Here is a 17,516-nt window from a genome sequence, read left to right on the forward strand (position 1 = left end):
GAGCACCCGCATGGCACCATTACCTCGCAAGGTGTAAATTCTGGTGATAGTCCTTGTTATTCAGGAGGTTCACTATGAACGACCAGAATCGCATCGTTCCCGGTGACCGCACCATCGCCGCTGTGTTTCACAGCCAGGGCGAGGCGGAGAGCGCCCACGATGCCCTCTATACGGCAGGGTTTCATGACACCACCCTGTCACGGATGACCTCTGGTGAGGACGACAAGGGGCTGTGGCAGTCGATCAAGGACTTTTTCACCGACGACCAGGATGTCACCATCTACGGCGAAGCGGTGCGCCGCGGCAAGGTGCTGCTGACGGTTCATACGCGCGCAGATCGCGCGGCAGAGGTGGTCGATATTCTTGATCGCTATGCGCCAATCGATCTCGATGCCCACGAGAAAAGCTGGCGGGAAGAGGGCTGGAGCGGCGGCATGGCACAGGGCCTGGAGGGCGGAAATGTCCGGGTCCACAACTATGTCCGTGCATTAGGATAGCGCCATGGCTACCTTACACCATCCACACGACCATATATCGTCCCACCGCAACCTGCGCACGGTCCTTATCGTGCTGGCGCTGATCGTCGCCGTGGCGATCGTCTACAGTGTCGCCTCGGTGGTCAGCCGCAGCGGACCATCCGATGCCGTCCTGCCGGCCGATCAGCCGGTGACCGGCGGGTTTGATCGCGACGGCGGGATTGTCGACACCCAGCCGGCGGCAGAAACCACACCAGCGGCCACTGAAACACCGCTTCCGGGCAAGGCTGTGACGGATGGCGCAGGGACGGGCACGGTCACGGACCCGACGACGGGGCCGACGGAGAATGGCATGACGAACGGTGCGCGGCCGACCGACGGCTAAAACCTACTTTGTCTCGACGTGGCCGCCGAAGCCGAAGCGCATGGCCGACAACACTTTTTCGCCAAATGTATTGCCGGTGCGCGAGCGATAACGGGCGTAGAGCGCAGCCGTCAGCACATGCGCCGGCACAGCCTCTTCCATGGCGGCTTCGATGGTCCACTGACCTTCGCCGCTGTCGGCGACCTGGCCTGAGAAGCCCTCGAGCTTGCCATCCTTGGCCAGGGCCTGGGACGTCAGGTCCAGCAACCACGACGACACCACGCTGCCGCGGCGCCAGACTTCGGCGATGTCGGGGAGATTCAGGTCGAAGCGCTCGTCTTCGGGCAGGCGCGACGAGGTCTTGTTGGCCATGATGTCGAAGCCTTCGGCGAAGGCCTGCATCATGCCGTATTCGATGCCATTGTGGATCATCTTGACGAAGTGGCCGGCGCCGGCGGGACCGGCGTGGATATAGCCGCGTTCGGCGCGATCATCGTGTCCTTCACGATGCGGCGTACGCGGAATGTCGCCATAGCCGGGTGCTAGGGTCGCGAAGATCGGATCCAGCGCTGACACGACCGTGTCCTTGCCGCCGATCATCATGCAGTAGCCGCGTTCCAGACCCCAGACGCCGCCCGATGTGCCGACATCGACATAGTCGACGCCGCGCTTGGCCAGGACCTTGGCGCGGCGGATATCGTCCTTATAGTTGGTGTTGCCGCCGTCGATGACGACGTCGCCAGGCTGCGCCATGTCGGCCAGCTCCGCGATCGTGTCTTCGGTGGGTTTTCCGGCCGGCAGCATGACCCACATGATGGCCTGGCTCTTCTTGCCCATGCCAAGAAAGGCGCTGGTCGGCGCGCTCAGGCGGCGGTGCAGGTCGAACAGCCCTTCGGCAGCGACTGCGCCTTCGGATGCCAATTGGCGCAACAAGGCCGGATCGCGGTCAAATACGACCACCTCATGTCCATCGCGCATCAATCTGCGCGCGATATTGCCACCCATTCGGCCCAAGCCGATCATCCCCAGCCGCATAACGCCACCACCCTTTACCGCATATGTGCGCAAGACATGATTGGTTAGCGGGCCAGAGTCGAATCACAAACACTGTTCGGCTGAGACGCGAGCGAAAACGTTGATTTCAGGTAACGGTCCGACCGTTGAAAACGGCGACAAACGCACATTCTAATCCACTTTTTATGTCAGGCCGGATAGCCTGCAGACTTCAGGTGGTCAAACTGGATGGGCTGCACCCGCCGGCGGAGGTTCCGTGGGCGGATATTTCATGCCTTTGCTTCCCCGGGTCCGCCATGATCACACAGTACCGCGTTCTTGTTGCCGATGCGCCGGATGGCGCCGAACTGATTGCCCGGGCGCTGCGTGGCGCCGCTGGAGTCCTGCCGGTGGCAACGGGTGACGAAGTCATCAACCGTCTGCGTGAGGCGCATCTGCTGGCGCTCAGCATCCATTTCAACAATTACCGTATTTTCGATGTCATCCGCATGACGAAGTCGAACCCTGTAACGCGCGACACGCCCCTGCTGTGTTTTCGGGCGAACGACCAGGCTATTCCGTTGAAGGTGCTGGAAGCGCTGGATCTGGCGCAGACCCTCTTTGGCCATATCGAGTTTCTCGATGTCGCCGCCGCGCGCCAGTTGCACGGCGATGACAAGGCGCTCAGACTCCTGCGGGCGGCCCTGCTGATGCCGCTGCAAGCACGAATGGCAGTGGAATAAAAAAGAGCGGGCCTTGCGACCCGCTCTTTCCATTTTCAGCTGAGTGCTGAGAGGCTGGATTAGAAATCCATACCGCCCATGCCGCCCATGCCGCCACCGCCGCCACCCATGGACTGGGGAGCGTCCTTCTTCGGGCTTTCGACCACGGCGGCTTCCGTCGTGATCAGCAGGCCCGAAACCGAAGCGGCGTCTTGCAGAGCCGTGCGGACAACCTTGGCCGGGTCGATGACGCCATCGGCAACCAGGTCGACATACTTTTCCGTCTGGGCGTTGAAGCCAAAGGTCGGGCTGGTGTTGGCCAGCACGGCGTTGACAACGACCGAGCCTTCGACGCCGGCGTTTTCGGCGATCTGACGGATCGGGGCTTGCAGGGCGCGACGCACGATGGCGATACCGGCCGTCTGGTCGTCATTGGCGCCGGTCAGGTCGTTCAGGGCTTGCGAAGCCTTGAGCAGAGCCGTGCCACCGCCTGGAACGATGCCTTCGTCCACGGCAGCGCGCGTGGCGTTCAGGGCGTCGTCGACGCGGTCCTTCTTTTCCTTCACTTCGACTTCGGTCGAGCCACCGACGCGGATAACCGCGACGCCGCCGGCCAGCTTGGCCAGACGCTCTTGCAGCTTTTCACGGTCGTAGTCCGAAGTGGTTTCTTCGATCTGCTTCTTGATCTGCGAAACGCGGCCTTCGATCTCGGACTTTTCACCAACGCCGTCGACGATAGTGGTGTTTTCCTTGGTGATCGTGACCTTCTTGGCGCGGCCAAGCATGTCGAGCGCGACGGTTTCAAGCTTGATGCCGAGGTCTTCGCTGATGACCTGACCGGCGGTCAGGACTGCGATGTCTTCCAGCATGGCCTTGCGGCGGTCGCCGAAGCCAGGAGCCTTAACGGCAGCGACGCGCAGGCCGCCACGCAGACGGTTGACGACCAGGGTCGCCAGGGCTTCGCCTTCGACGTCCTCAGCGATGATCAGGAGCGGACGGCCCGACTGGACGACGGCTTCCAGGATCGGCAGCATGGGCTGCAGCGAGGAGATCTTCTTGTCGAAGATCAGGATGTAAGGGTCTTCGAGGACCGCTTCCATCTTGTCCGGGTTGGTGATGAAGTACGGCGACAGGTAGCCGCGGTCGAACTGCATGCCTTCGACGACATCCAGCTCGGTTTCGGCCGTCTTGGCTTCTTCGACGGTGATGACACCTTCGTTGCCGACCTTTTCCATGGCCTTGGCGATCATTTCACCGACTTCGGTGTCGCCATTGGCCGAGATGGTGCCGACCTGAGCGATTTCCGCATTGGTCGTGACCTTCTTGGACACCTTCTTGATTTCTTCGACGACGACCAGAACGGCCTTGTCGATGCCGCGCTTCAGGTCCATCGGGTTACGGCCCGAGGCAACCGACTTCAGGCCTTCGACGGCGATCGACTGCGCCAGGACCGTAGCGGTCGTGGTGCCGTCACCGGCCTTGTCGTTGGTCTTGGAAGCGACTTCGCGGATCAGCTGGGCGCCGAGGTTCTCGAAGCGGTCGGAAAGTTCGATCTCCTTGGCGACCGAGACACCGTCCTTGGTCGAGCGCGGGGCGCCGAAGGACTTTTCCAGGATGACATTGCGGCCCTTGGGGCCCAGGGTGACCTTCACCGCATTGGCGAGGATGTTGACGCCGCGCAGGATCTTGTCGCGCGCGTCCGAAGCAAACAGTACGTCTTTAGCAGCCATTGTTCGTGACTCCTTTAAAAGTTCAGAATTTCAGGGATTAGGAAACGATGCCGAGGATGTCGGATTCTTTCAGGATCAGCAGGTCTTCGCCGTTCAGCTTGACCTCGGTGCCGCCCCACTTGCCGAACAGGATGCGGTCGCCGGCCTTGACGTCGAGAGCGACTTGCTCGCCCTTGTCGTTACGGGCGCCGGGGCCAACGGCGACCACTTCGCCTTCTTGCGGCTTTTCCTTGGCAGTGTCCGGAATGATGATGCCGCCCTTGGTCTTGGCTTCTTCTTCAACGCGCTTGACCAGGACACGGTCGCCTAACGGGCGAAAGCTCATGGGATATCCTCCAGATGAAATGTAAGTGTGTTAGCACTCGATAGGTATGAGTGCTAATGCGCTCTCGAGGTAGTCATGAGGGCAGTCCGAGTCAAGGTGCGTACGCTCGAATTTTTTACGAACCTCGCGACGACAGGCTGCGCCCTCCGGCGACTGAAAAATAATGACATACCACACAGTCCTTTTTTGAAATGGTAGGATTTTGTTTACCACGCCGGGCGTATCGGACTCAGGCAATCGTTATCTGTGATCACATATCGAGATTTGACGCGCCCTTTGTGCGTACAGGCAGAAAACGATCGGCGGGGGCTGATGTGGCAGTGACTTTTTCGGTGTGCAGTAGTGTCCGGATTGCGCGTGCTGGCGGGGCGGATCGGTCGTGAACGCCAACAGATCCAAGCGCGATTTTCGCAACCTTGCCAATATCACGGAAACGGCGTCAACCAGCCGTATCCTGAACCTGGCGATGGTTAACAGCCAGAGCGCCAGCGATCCGGAATACAGTAGCAAGCCTTTCTTCCGAAATCCCAAGCTGAACAAGGCTGTCCTTATCAAGCATACCTTGCGGCCGAACGAGCTGGAGCTGTTCCAGAAGGAGCGCAGGTCGGCAACCAAGGTCATCATGCCGTTCGACCCCAATGACCTGCGGCTGGGTGGCGAGTCTTTCTTCGTCAATCAGAACGGTTATGACCGCAGCCTGCGCACACTGCTGAGCATGAGTGACAGTGAAAGCCAGAGGGATCTCGAAACCCTGGCGGTGCTCGACACCCTGCCGTCGCTTGATCCGTTTCTGCTGCGCGAATCGCTGGCGCGCAAGGGCATCGCGCCAGCGGCCTGTTACCTGCGGATTTCGGCCAACGACATTTCCAGCATGATTACCTTTGCCAACACGGAAATCGAGCGGCTGATCAACATCGCCTATCAGGACGGCGCCAAGACGGCATCGATGCGCTTTACCGGCAAGATCCTGTCCGACAGTCTCGACAAGGAACTGGAGCCCCTGAAGGCGACGTTGCGGCTTAGCGCGAGCCAGTTCGCCGACGGCATCTTTTCGTGGCGCGGTTTCCTGTACTTCAAATGGCGGCATCTCGACCTGCAGTCGGAGTTGCGCGCCGTCATCGACGGCCTGGCGAAATACCAGCCGATTGGACTGATCGACACAGAGGTCAAGGAGTTCCTCAAGCAAGTGCGGCCGCGCCTGGCCAAGCGCATCCTGACGGCGCTCAGCAATGTCGGCAACATTCTGCATCATTACGATGCATCCTATTCGGCGCTGATCGATGGTCACGATCCCGCGCCGTTCCGCCAGTTTCTGCTCGATGGACCCAAGATGTTCTTCGAACTGGGCGAACACGTCGGCATATTGACGCATATCGCATCGTTCTGGTCATACCGGATGACAGGTGGGCCGACGCGTCGGCTGTCGCCCATCGACTATGCCGACACCCTGCTCGATTTCGACGAAAGCCTGGCCTGCGTCTTTATCGGTGAGTAGGAAAGGTTAGATCCGTCACGACTGGAAAGTGGTCCGAGATCACCTTGCCGTTCGTTGAGTCGGTGAGCACGCCGTAACGAATGACCTCTGTCTGGCGGCCGACGAAGATGTGGTCGATGGCGTCGCCCGACTTCGAGATGTCGAAGCCGTTGAATGTGCCGCGTGGGCCAAAGTCTACCTTGGCCAGTTTACGGGCATCGGCCAGTTTCAGGCCCCGGTCGTCGGTCAACACGCGATAGGGTGCACTGTCGGGGCCGCTGTTGAAATCCCCCAGCACGACGATAGCGGCTTTGGGCCAGACAGGTGCCGCCTCGATCTGTTCAGCACATTTTTCGCGCGCCACGACGCCTACGTGGTCGAAATGCGTATTGCGCACATCCAGCAACCGGCCTGACGTCTTGTCGCGCAGGATGATGCGGGTGATGGTGCGTGGGTAGGCGGCGTCATAGTCCTTGCCGGGCGTTTGAGGTGCGCGCGAACACCACGCGGTGGTCTGTTGCAGTGCTTCGAAACGATCCGCCCGCCAGAAGATGGTCGTCGTCTCCCCGACCTTGCCGTCGTCGCGGCCCAGGCCATAATGCGAATACTCCGGCAGTTGCGCCGCCAGGTCGGCAACGGCGGTCTGCTGGGCTTCCTGAATGCCCAGTATGTCCGGGGCCAGGAAGGCGATCTGGCTGATCATTGGCCCTTTGCGCTCGGCCCAGCGCGGCACGTCGCCGGCGACATCGATACGGATATTGTAGCTCATGACCCGTATGGGCGTGTCTTTGGCAGGTCCGGCGGCGGCGGGGAGGGCGAAGGCAAGAGCCATCAGACAGACAAGGAAACGGATCATGGCGGACCTCAGGGACGATGCCCGGATTCTATTCTACGCTTCGTCGCGTGTATTCAAATCACTTTCGTCGCGGTCGTATTCGAGAATATCGGCCGGCTGGCAGTCGAGGATCAGGCACAGCTTGGACAGGGTATCGAAGCGCATGCCCTTGACCTTGCCGGTACGCAACAGGCTGAGCTGTGTTTCCGACAAGCCGATCTGGGCCGCGATGTCCTTGGCCCGGACCTTGCGGCGGGCCAGCATGACATCGAGAGTGACACGGACAGGCATTAAACGAACTGTTCCAACTCGGCTTTAAGCGACTGCCCCTGCTTGGCGAGAATGTACAGGACGACGCCAACTAGGCCGATCGTCACGCTTTCAATGTCGGGATCGTAGCGCATGCCGCGAAAGCGATCGTCAGCCCACGGCGTAATGGTCGGGACCAGGACAATGGCGGCGATGGCGCCCCACATCAGGTTCCGGCCGACCTCGCGCACGCCCTTGATCAGGGACGGTGTAAACGGTGTGCCCTTGTTGAGGCGGCCCAAAACGTCTGCGGCGGCCCAGGCCGCTATGAGGTAGAACCCCGGGGCCAGCAGGGATAGCCAGAAGGAGAAGATAACCGCGCCATTCTGCCGCCAGTCGCCGGCCTCCCAGACAAGGCTGGTCAGTTGGGCGGACTGTTCCTTGATGAAGGCCATGGCCAGCACGGCTATGACAACCTTGATGACAATACTGGCGGGACCTTGCGGCACAGCAAACTTTGACATGAGGAGCGGCTTTCGATTAAAGGCTAATTTCATTAGGCTAGATATATATAAATTTAAATAAAACTTAAAGTCAAGTGCCGAGCTGATATTGGCGACGGCTATGCCATCATTGTCTTGTGGCTGCGGAGAATCCATGCTTGTATGCCGACGGGATGCGGGGGAGACGCGTCTCCACCAAGTTGGACGGGCTCCGGGACGCCCGCCGATAATACGTTAAACAAGCGAGGAAGCGGCCCGCGAATGTCCTTTGATTCAACCCCACAGGGGGACTCCCTGCATCTGAACCGGCGCGGCCTTCTAGGCGCCGCCGCCTTTGTCACCCTCTTCGGTTCCGCCCTGATTGCGCCTCTGGCGCGCGCCGCTGAAGCGAATGTGACGGGCCTGACCGGTGGCTTTGCGCCATCGCGCAAGATACTTAATCCAGCCCAGCGCGCCGTTCTTGAAGCCGCCAGCGAGCGCATCGTGCCGACAACCGACACGCCCGGCGCCATCGCCGCCGGCGTGCCCGACTATATCGAAATGATGCTGGTCGATTTTTTCACCGCGCCCGAACGCGGCGACTTCATCAAGGGCCTGGACGCGCTTGCTGCGCATAGCAGTGGTTTCGCCAAGGCTAAGCCGGCGGATCAGGACGCAGCCCTGACGGCATTGATGACCGGCAAGGTGACGAACGCGCCGGCCGACTTCTGGGCTTCGCTGCGCCAGATGGTACTGACCGGCTACTACACGTCGGAAACCGGTGTGACGATCGAGCGCTCATATCTGCCGGTGCCCGGCGAATATGACGGCCACTATCCTTACGCCAAGGTCGGCCGCATCTTCGCCGGCTGATATTTCATCTCGTCCGCCGCCAGCCATATCCCGTTTCAGGCCGTGCGGCTGAAAATTGTAATCGAATACAAGGCTCGCGAAGACGGGCTTCCCGGAGGACTAATCGCATGGCTCAGGCCGGTACATATGATTTCGACGCCATCGTCATCGGATCGGGCATCAGCGGCGGCTGGGCCGCCAAGGAACTGACCGAAAAGGGGCTGAAGGTCCTGATGCTCGATCGCGGCCGCATGGTCGAACACGGTGACTACCCGTATGACGGCAAGGGATCGTGGGAAATGCCGTATCGCGGCCGGGTGCCAAAGGAGCTCGTCGCCAGCGACTATTTCCAGAGCCGTTTCGGCGGCGCCGACGGTTCCGACCGCGTCCAGTATTTCAACAATGACCGCCTCAATCCCTACGCCTATGAGGACTCCAAAGCCTATCGCTGGGTGCGTCCGGCCATCTTCGGCGGCAAGTCGATCACCTGGGGCCGCGTTAGCTTGCGCTGGAACGCCGTCGACTTCGAAGCCAACAAGAAGGACGGCAACGGCAATGACTGGCCGGTGCGCTATGAAGACATCGCGCCGTGGTATTCCTACGTCGAAAAATGGGCAGGCATCGCCGGCAACAAGGACGGCCTGGAAGAACTGCCCGATGGCGAGTTTCAGCCGCCGCACCCGATGAACATCGCCGAAGAGTGGGTCAAGCCGCGCTTCGAAGCTGCCAATCCCGGCCGCAAGCTGATCCACATCCGCAATGCCAACATGACCGAGGACAAGCCGGAGCAGGGGCGCACGCGCTGCCAGAACCGGTCGCAATGCTCGCGCGGCTGTAGTTTTGGCGCCTATTTCTCGACCCAGGCCTCGACCCTGCCGGCGGCCATGGCGACCGGCAACCTGACCGTCATGCCGGACTCGGTGGTGACCAGCCTGGAATACGACGAAAAGGCCAGGCGCGTCACTGGCGTGCGTGTCGTCGATGCCAATACCAAGGTCGGCAAGATCTATCGCTCGCGCATCGTCTTTGTCTGCGCATCTTCCAACTCGTCGGTCCATCTGCTGCTCAACTCGCGCGCCGAAGGCCGCCAGGACAGCTTCGCCAACCGTTCGGGGGCACTGGGCCGTTATGTCATGGACCACATCTTCCGCGTCTCGGTCGGTGGTCAGGTGCCGGGATTTGAAGACACGATCGAATATGGCCGCCGGCCGGGCGGCATCTATGTGCCACGCTTCCGCAACCTCGGCCGCGCCGGCGAAGATGAGGTCGGCTACCTGCGTGGCTTCGGCTATCAGGGGGGCGCCGGGCGCGGCCCGGCTGATCCGGGCGGTTTCGGTGCCGCGATGAAGGATGGCATGCGCAAGTACGGTCCGTGGAACTTCGGCATGACGGCCTTTGGCGAATGCCTGCCGTACAAGGACAATACGATTACCCTGCACCCGACCAAGGTCGATCGCTATGGTGTGCCGCAGGCCGTGTTTAACGTCACCTTCCGTGACAATGAACACAAGATGATGGCTGACGCCCTGGAAACCGGCAAGAAGATGCTGACGGCCGCGGGTCTCAAGAACGTCTATGGCAATCAGGATGTCCATGTGCCCGGTGACGCCATTCACGAAATGGGCGGGGCTCGCATGGGCAATGACCCGAACGATTCGGTGGTCAATAAGTGGAGCCAGCTCCATGATGCGCCGAATGTCTTTGTTACCGATGGTGCGCAGATGGCTTCAACCTCCTGCGTCAACCCGTCCCTGACCTTCATGGCCTTTACCGCCCGCGCCGCCGACTATGCCGCCAAGCAGTTCAAGGCTGGCGTAATTTAATCCGAGGAACCGAATCCATGACCATGCAACTTTCCCGCCGTCACTTCTTCGCAGGCGCCGCCGCCCTGTCCGCCGCTGCGCTTGGCACCGGCGCCCTGGCCGGTCTTGGCAGCCAGCCGTTCAAAAAGATCGGCCTCCAGCTCTACACCGTCCGTGACGCCTTCAACGCCGATCCGGCCGCGACTCTCGCCAAGGTGCGCGGCATCGGCTTTGACGAAGTCGAAACCGCGGGTTTCGCCGGCCGCTCGGCCAAGGAACTGCGCGCCATGCTCGACAGCTCGGGCCTCAAGTGCGTCTCCGGCCACGTCGGCTATGACGACTGGCTCAAGCGCCCCGAAGCTGCGCTCGACGACATGGCGGCGCTGGGCGCCAAATACGCGGTTCTGGCCTGGCTCCAGCCCGACCAGCGCAAGGAATGGGTCGCGCTGGGCCAGAAGATGAATAGCTGGGGCGAACTGTGCAAGGCGCGCGGCCTGCAGATGACCTATCACAACCACGATTTCGAGTTCCAGAATACGCCGGAAGGCCTGCCCTTCCACCTGCTGCTGAAAAACACCGATCCTAAGCTCGTGGCGTTCGAACTGGACTGCTACTGGGCCAGTTTCGCCAATCACGATCCCGTCCACGTCCTGCATGAACATGGCGACCGCATCCGTCTGCTGCACATCAAGGACAAGGGCGCCGATGGCAAGATGACACCCGTCGGCCAGGGGACGATCGATTGGGGCAAGGTTTTGCCGGCCGGCAAGCAGGCGGGCGTGACCAATATCTTCGTCGAGCACGATAACCCTGCCGATCCGTTCGCCAGCATCACGGCCAGCATCAAGTACCTGAAGGGCTAAGGCTGGGCTTACAACAGCAAGGCCTGGAAAGGGCCACTCGGGGGATCGAAAATATGGCTGCGGCACCGTTCAATGCAGACGTTATCATCGTGGGTTCGGGCGCGGGCGGTGGCATGACCGCCTACGCCCTGACCCGGGCTGGCATTCGTTGCCTGCTGCTCGAGGCCGGGCGGACATACGACCCGGCGACCGAGATCAACATGCTGGGCCAGGACCACGAGGCGCCGCTGCGTGGCCAGGGCACGACTGACAAGCCGTTCGGCTTTTACGATGCCACGATCGACGGCGGCTGGCGCGTACCGGGGGAGCCTTACTCGGTCGCCCAAGGCTCTAAGTTCGAATGGTGGCGGGCGCGGATGCTGGGCGGACGCACCAATCACTGGGCGCGGCATGTGCCGCGCTTCGGGCCCTACGATTTCAAGCCGTTTTCTCGCGATGGCCTGGGCGTCGACTGGCCGATCTCTTATGACGATGTCGCGCCCTGGTACGACAGGACCGAGGAGGTCGTCGGCATCTGGGGCGCGCCGAACGGGCTGGAAAATCACCCCGACTCGCCGCCGGGCATTGCGCACACGCCACCCAAGCCGCGCGCCTACGAGCTGCTGATCAAGGCTGCGGCCGGTGAACTGGGCATTCCCGTCGTGCCGTCGCGCTATGCCATCCTGACCAAGGACAAGCCCGACAAGGTGGCGCCGCGCAGCGCCTGTTATTACGCCAGTCCGTGCGGGCGTGGCTGCAATATCGGCGCGGCCTTCCAGACGACGACCTCGCTGCTGCCGATGGCCATGGCTACCGGGCGCTTGAAGATCATCACCAATGCCATGGTCTCGAAAGTCCTGATGAAGGGCAAGGACCGCGCTGAGGGTGTCGAATATATCGACAAGGCGACGGGGAAGACCCACCAGTTACGTGCCAAGGCGGTGGTTCTGGCCGCCAGTGCGTGCGAAACCTCACGCCTGCTGCTCAATTCGCGCAATGCCGACTATCCAAACGGACTGGCCAATACGTCGGGCCAGGTCGGGCGTAACCTGGTCGATACGGTCGGCGGTGGCGTCTCGGGCTTTGTACCGGGGCTGGAGGGCCGTCCGGTCTACAACGAAGAAGGCGCCGACCAGGCGCACATGTATATCCCGTGGTGGCTCTACAAAGAACAGGCCGAGGGCAAGCTCAACTTCGCGCGCGGTTATCATTACGAAATCGGCGGCGGCTTCCGCGTGCCGGGGCCATGGACGGGCGGGGCCGACCTGCCCAACGTCAATGGCCATGACCTGCGGGCCGCTTTGAAGCGCAAGATGGGCAGCCGCGTCAGCCTGACCGTGCGTGGCGAGATGATCCCCAATAACGACTGCTATGCCGAAATCGATCCGTCTCTGCGCGACAAGTGGGGCATCCCGGTGCTGAAATATCACTGGAAGTGGTCGAAGCAGGAACTGAACATGGTCCAGCACGGGCTGGAGACAGCGCGCGCGATTATCCGGCGCATGGGCGGAACGGTGTACAGGCCCGAAGATACCGCCGAGACGAATATCAAGGATGGTGGCGTCATCATCCACGAAGGTGGCACGGCGCGTATGGGCGCAGACCCCAGGACGTCAGTGCTCGACAGCTACAACCAATGCTGGGACGTGCCGAACCTGCTGGTCACGGACGGTGCGATGCTGGCGTCCAACCCGCACAAGAATCCGACCCTGACCATCATGGCCCTGGCCTGGCGCGCCAGCGAAAACCTGGCGGCCAAGCTCAAGGGAGGGGCGTTCGCATGACCCTTACCCCCACACGCAGGCGCAGCCTGCAATGGATGTTCGCTGGCCTGGCCGCAGTGCCCGCCTTGCCGCAACTGGCCCTGGCAGCGGATGGCGTCACAGGCGCGCTCGATCCGAAGATCGCCTGGCCCAACCTGATCCTGCCGGTCAATGCGTCCATAGGCTACGGCAGCGATCCAAATCTGATGGAGCCGTCCGTTCCCTGGACGCTGATCCTCAGCACGCGGCAAAAGGCGGTGCTGAACCTGATCGGCGACATCGTCCTGCCGCGCGAAGGCGAGGATCCCGGCGCTGGCGAGCTGATGATCGCTGACTTTGTCGATGAGTGGGTCAGTTCGCCATACGAAGGTCAGGCGTGGGATCGCGGGCTGATCATGAATCTGCTGGCCTGGCTCGACCTGCAGGGCCGCAGCCTGTCGGGCAAGGACTTCCTCGAGGCCGGAAAACCGGCGCAGGGGCTTATTGTAGCTGAGTTGATGCGCGATCCGGTGCCGCAGCACCTGTTCCAGGCGTCGTCGGCGTTTCAACGCCTGCGCGGCCTGATCGTCGGCGGGTATTGCACGACGCCCGAAGGCAAGGCGGCGCTGGGCTATCAGGGCAATACCCCGGTCATCGGCGAATGGCCGGGACCGACCGACGAAGCCATGGCGCATCTGCGCGGCCTGCTGAAAGATTTGAAACTGCCGGTGACGGTTTAGGAGGTTAAGATGACCACACGACGTTCGATGATTCTGATGGCGTCTGCTGCTGTGCTGGCCGCACCGGTGGTGGCCTGCGCCGCGCCTGCGGCGTGGACACCGCTGTTCAATGGCAAGGACCTCAGCGGCTGGCGGGTATACAAGGGCGGTGCGGCCGGCGATGGCTGGGCGGTCGAAGACGGCGCCCTGACTTTGAAGCACGCCGGTGGCGGCAATATCGTCACCGAGGCCGAGTATGGCGACTTCGAGTTGGAGTTCGACTGGAAGATATCGAAGAACGGCAATAGCGGCGTCATGTACTTCGTCCGCGAATTGCCGCAGGCGTCAGAGCCTTACCACACCGGGCCGGAATACCAGGTGCTCGACAATGCCGGCCATGCCGACGGCAAGATTCCGTCGCATACGGCCGGCGCCATATATGACCTGGTCACGCCATCGGCCGACGTCAGCAAGCCTGTCGGTGAATGGAACCACGCCAGGATCGTGGTCAAGGCGGGGCATATCGCACACTGGTTGAACGGCAAGCTTGTGGCGGAGTCGTCCTACGGCGACGCGAAGTGGAAGGCGCTTGTCGCCGGTTCGAAGTTCAAGTCGATGCCCGACTTCGCGACGGAACCGAAGGGACATATCTGTCTCCAGGACCACGGCGATCCCGTCTGGTATCGCAATATCCGCATCCGCCGGCTTTAAGCGGACAATCTTTCTGTCGCGAAGAAAGCGCCGTCCTGATCAGGGCGGCGTTATCGCTTTTGGCTGCCTGAAACGTGCTTTACCGCGGCGAAATGAGGCGCCGCATGGCCTGCCATGTATCGAACCTGACAGCAAGTTCGCCGGGAAGGCGAGCAATTCGACATATAAACGCTTTCTTAACACTTCAAACGGATATCGTTTCACATGTTACCGCTCACTGCGTCACAAATGTAACAGATAGCGAAAGTGTGAATGCGTGCGCCTCTGGGTGGATAAATGGGAATTGACAGCGCAGTCATTTCGCCTTATCTCAACAATAACAGTGGTACCGCTCTCAAAACAGGTATCCTGACGACGAAGACAGAACTACCCGCCGGGAAGATGCGGGATGGAAATATAAAAGTTTGGGAGACGATCAAAAATGGAGACCTCTGTAGACATTTGACCTTATCAATTCTGAGTCCGCACGGATTCAGAAAGAATTGATAGCGCTAACATGAGCATTTCGTGACGTGTGGTCATGATGCTGATGCGTTGCGCCGTCTGCAGTACTTTCCGAAATCTTTCCAAATTTTAAAAAGAGCTTCGCCCGCGCAGCGGGATGAAGATGTGCGCATCGTCGCGGTTTGCCTAAGAAGCCGGGAAAAAAAAGCGACCCGGCGAGCGCGCGGGTAAAACAGAGAAATGGGAGACAGATCCAATGACTACTGTATCGCGTAGTAAAATGAAGAGCGCCGTGCGCGGCGTCTTCCTGGGCGGCGTGTCCACGCTGGCCCTCGTTGCCATGGCCGGCACGGCCATGGCCCAAGACGCCGCTCCGGCCGCTCCGGCGGATTCGGACGTCGTCGTTGTCACCGGCGTTCGCGGCTCGCTGCAACGCTCGATGAACATCAAGAAGAACGCCACCGGCGTTGTCGACGCCATCTCGGCGGAAGACATCGGTAAGTATCCGGATACCAACCTGGCCGAGTCGGTCCAGCGCATTCCGGGTGTCTCGATCGACCGCGTCAACGGCGAAGGCTCCAAGGTTACGGTTCGTGGTTTCGGCCCTGGCTTCAACCTGGTGACGCTGAACGGCCGCACCATGCCGACGGCCTCGATCGACCTGATCGGTACCGGCAACACAGGCGCTGGCGGTGGTTCGCGTAACTTCGACTTCTCGAACATCGCTGCCGACAGCGTTTCGGGCTTCGAAGTCTACAAGACCGGCAAGGCCAATGTCGCTTCGGGCGGCATCGGCGCGACCCTGAACATCAAGACCCTGCGTCCGATCAACAAGGCCGGCTCGACCGGTTCGCTTGGTATCAAGGCACTGCACGCCGACAACCTGGTTGACGGCAAGGACTGGACTCCGGAAATTACCGGCGCCTACAGCTGGACTAACGATGCAAAGACGTTCGGCCTGGCCCTGTTTGGCCAGTACACCGAGCGTGACAATGCGACCCGCCAGGCGACCCAGAACGCCTGGAACCTCGATACCCGGGCCCAGTTCTATGATCCGAACAGCGGCCGCCTGCGTTATGCTTCGGACAAGACGACCCTGCAAACGGTGATCACCAACCCGCCACCGGCCGGTGCCCTGATCGCCTATCCGAACGACAGCCGCTACGCCCTGTCGCAGACCCACAACAAGCGCACCAATATCGGCGCGACGGCCCAGTTCCGTCCGGCTGAAAACTGGCTGCTGACGGTCGACGCCGTGTACGTCGAAAACCAGGGTTCGGAACAGCGCGCGGAACAGACCAACTGGTTCAACCGTCCGTTCGACCAGATCAAGTTCGAGCAGGGTGAATCGGGCATCTACAACGCCCTGTACCTGCAAGAAAACGAAAACGGCACCAAGGACATTGGCTTCGAGCAGCAGCTTCTCGGCCAGAAGAATACCCTGCAGTCGATCGGCTTCAACGCCAAGTGGGACATCAACGATCGCGCGTCTCTGACCTTCGACGTCCACAGCTCCGAAGGCAAGGCAACGCCGAACAACGCCAATGGCACCAGCGCAGTCTCAATCTCGATCGGCGCGCCGGTCGTGAAGGACCACTCGGTCGACTTCACCGGCGACATTCCTGTCCAGAAGTACACGGTGTGGGACGGCAACCCTGTCTACCAGACCAACTCTGCCGGCCAGCTGACCAACTCGGCCGGTACGGTCATCGTTGACGCCAACGGCGCCTATCTGCCGGGCTTCTCGGCCGCCAACCGCGTCATCACCGGCTACCGTGGCAACAATAACGGCAAGCTGGATGTGGGCGATCTCGGCAGCCAGGTTGCGCGTATGAATACGAACAGCCAGACCCACAAGATCGATGAAGCCAAGGTTGACTTCACCTACGACTTCGACGGTGAAAGCCGTTTCGACGCCGGTATCGATCTGATCAAGTCGAAGATGGAAACCACCACAGGCAGCACCTATCAGGCGCTGGGTGACTGGGGTATCGGCAATCCGGGCGACATCGCCCAGTACGCGCCGGGCCTGGTCGAGACCTATAACCTCGGCGAACTGTTCGAAGACTTCACTCCGGGTCAGTCGGACATCGCGTTCCGCGGCAATGCCCTGGACATCTACACGGCGCTGGCGGCGTCTTCGCTCTACAAGGCGACGATCCCGACGGCTGCTCTGACCTCGAACACGGTCGAAGAGCAGATTACCGCTGCATACGGCCAGTTCACCATGAAGGGCGACTTCCTGGGCCGCCGCGCTACCGTACTTGCCGGTCTGCGCTACGAAAAGACAGAGGTCACGGCTTCGGCGCTGCAAAGCACCCCGGTCGCGATCCGCTGGACGGCTGACAACGACTTTACGGTCGACAGCAGCTCGACGATTGTCAGCCAGGAATATCAAGCTGACTACGACAACTGGCTGCCGAACCTCGACATCTCGTGGGAAGCCATGGATGACGTGATCGTGCGTGCATCGTTCTCGAAGACGATTGCCCGCGCCGCTTATGGCAGCCTGTACGCCACGACGAACCCGGGCACGCCGCCGCGTCCGACCGCCAACGGCACCAACCCAACGGCAACACGCGGCAACCCCGCCCTGCTGCCGCTGGAATCGTCGAACGTCGACTTCTCCGCTGAATGGTACTACGGCAGCGATTCCTACGTGTCGCTCGGCTTCTACAACAAGGACGTCAGCAACTTCGTCGGCACCGGCCGCATCCAGGCGAACCCGTTCGCCCTGCGTGACCCGTCGTCTGG

General features: G+C 61.0%; 17 protein-coding genes. 11 read left to right on the forward strand and 6 right to left on the reverse strand.

Annotation, left to right across the window (positions count from 1 at the left end):
* The first annotated feature begins 74 nt into the window (after positions 1–74).
* The gene (locus AC1DON_RS09925; protein WP_476934629.1) at positions 75–497 is read left to right on the forward strand and encodes a hypothetical protein; all 423 of its coding nucleotides are present in this window, start codon (positions 75–77) and stop codon (positions 495–497) included.
* Positions 498–501: 4 nt separating this feature from the next.
* On the forward strand, positions 502–861 hold the full coding sequence (locus tag AC1DON_RS09930; RefSeq protein WP_476934630.1) for a hypothetical protein: 360 nt from the start codon (positions 502–504) through the stop codon (positions 859–861).
* A gap of 3 nt (positions 862–864) precedes the next feature.
* On the opposite strand, the gene gnd is transcribed toward AC1DON_RS09930, so the two are convergent.
* A complete protein-coding gene (gene gnd, locus AC1DON_RS09935; RefSeq protein WP_476934631.1) occupies positions 865–1,875 on the reverse strand; it encodes a phosphogluconate dehydrogenase (NAD(+)-dependent, decarboxylating) in 1,011 nt (336 codons plus the stop codon).
* 275 nt (positions 1,876–2,150) lie between these two features.
* On the opposite strand from gnd, the gene AC1DON_RS09940 reads away from it, so the two are divergent.
* A complete protein-coding gene (locus tag AC1DON_RS09940; protein WP_476934632.1) occupies positions 2,151–2,576 on the forward strand; it encodes a hypothetical protein in 426 nt (141 codons plus the stop codon).
* A 59-nt stretch (positions 2,577–2,635) separates the two neighbouring features.
* Here the strand turns inward: AC1DON_RS09940 and groL are convergent, their stop codons facing one another.
* Positions 2,636–4,285: a chaperonin GroEL gene (gene groL, locus AC1DON_RS09945; protein ID WP_476934633.1), complete on the reverse strand. Its 1,650-nt coding sequence runs from the start codon at positions 4,283–4,285 to the stop codon at positions 2,636–2,638.
* 37 nt (positions 4,286–4,322) lie between these two features.
* A complete protein-coding gene (gene groES / locus AC1DON_RS09950; protein ID WP_192621960.1) occupies positions 4,323–4,610 on the reverse strand; it encodes a co-chaperone GroES in 288 nt (95 codons plus the stop codon).
* A gap of 379 nt (positions 4,611–4,989) precedes the next feature.
* Between groES and AC1DON_RS09955 the strand changes: the two genes are divergently transcribed.
* Positions 4,990–6,105 (forward strand): hypothetical protein, encoded by a 1,116-nt coding sequence (locus AC1DON_RS09955; RefSeq protein ID WP_476934634.1) that lies wholly within the window; start codon positions 4,990–4,992, stop codon positions 6,103–6,105.
* Here AC1DON_RS09955 and AC1DON_RS09960 read toward each other — a convergent pair.
* Genes AC1DON_RS09960 through AC1DON_RS09970 form a run of 3 tightly spaced genes read right to left on the reverse strand, consistent with a single transcriptional unit; the run spans position 6,092 to position 7,692 of the window.
* Complete coding sequence (locus AC1DON_RS09960) at positions 6,092–6,940, reverse strand: endonuclease/exonuclease/phosphatase family protein (RefSeq protein ID WP_476934635.1); 849 nt, start codon at positions 6,938–6,940, stop codon at positions 6,092–6,094. The two genes, AC1DON_RS09955 and AC1DON_RS09960, sit on opposite strands and share 14 nt — an antisense overlap.
* 33 nt (positions 6,941–6,973) lie before the next feature.
* Positions 6,974–7,210: a helix-turn-helix domain-containing protein gene (locus tag AC1DON_RS09965; RefSeq protein WP_476934636.1), complete on the reverse strand. Its 237-nt coding sequence runs from the start codon at positions 7,208–7,210 to the stop codon at positions 6,974–6,976.
* A complete protein-coding gene (locus tag AC1DON_RS09970; protein ID WP_476934637.1) occupies positions 7,210–7,692 on the reverse strand; it encodes a DUF2975 domain-containing protein in 483 nt (160 codons plus the stop codon). Before AC1DON_RS09970 ends, AC1DON_RS09965 begins: the two co-directional genes overlap by 1 nt.
* A 240-nt stretch (positions 7,693–7,932) precedes the next feature.
* Here AC1DON_RS09970 and AC1DON_RS09975 point away from each other — a divergent pair, with 240 nt between their 5' ends.
* The 7 genes from AC1DON_RS09975 to AC1DON_RS10005 all read left to right on the forward strand — a co-directional run.
* Complete coding sequence (locus AC1DON_RS09975; RefSeq protein ID WP_476934638.1) at positions 7,933–8,523, forward strand: gluconate 2-dehydrogenase subunit 3 family protein; 591 nt, start codon at positions 7,933–7,935, stop codon at positions 8,521–8,523.
* Between the two features lie 107 nt (positions 8,524–8,630).
* Entirely contained in the window at positions 8,631–10,325 is a 1,695-nt protein-coding gene (locus AC1DON_RS09980; protein WP_476934639.1) for a GMC oxidoreductase, read from the forward strand.
* Between the two features lie 17 nt (positions 10,326–10,342).
* Positions 10,343–11,167, forward strand: a complete 825-nt coding sequence (locus AC1DON_RS09985) for a sugar phosphate isomerase/epimerase family protein (RefSeq protein ID WP_476934640.1) — start codon at positions 10,343–10,345, stop codon at positions 11,165–11,167.
* A gap of 53 nt (positions 11,168–11,220) precedes the next feature.
* Positions 11,221–12,930: a GMC family oxidoreductase gene (locus AC1DON_RS09990; RefSeq protein ID WP_476934641.1), complete on the forward strand. Its 1,710-nt coding sequence runs from the start codon at positions 11,221–11,223 to the stop codon at positions 12,928–12,930.
* The gene (locus tag AC1DON_RS09995) at positions 12,927–13,628 is read left to right on the forward strand and encodes a gluconate 2-dehydrogenase subunit 3 family protein (protein WP_476934642.1); all 702 of its coding nucleotides are present in this window, start codon (positions 12,927–12,929) and stop codon (positions 13,626–13,628) included. The genes AC1DON_RS09990 and AC1DON_RS09995 overlap by 4 nt, the downstream gene beginning before the upstream one ends.
* A 9-nt stretch (positions 13,629–13,637) precedes the next feature.
* Positions 13,638–14,318, forward strand: a complete 681-nt coding sequence (locus AC1DON_RS10000) for a 3-keto-disaccharide hydrolase (protein ID WP_476934643.1) — start codon at positions 13,638–13,640, stop codon at positions 14,316–14,318.
* 700 nt (positions 14,319–15,018) lie between these two features.
* A partial coding sequence (locus AC1DON_RS10005; protein WP_476934644.1) for a TonB-dependent receptor occupies positions 15,019–17,516 on the forward strand: 2,498 nt, incomplete at its 3' end.

The sequence above is a fragment of the Asticcacaulis sp. P4_H10 genome (assembly GCF_056400965.1).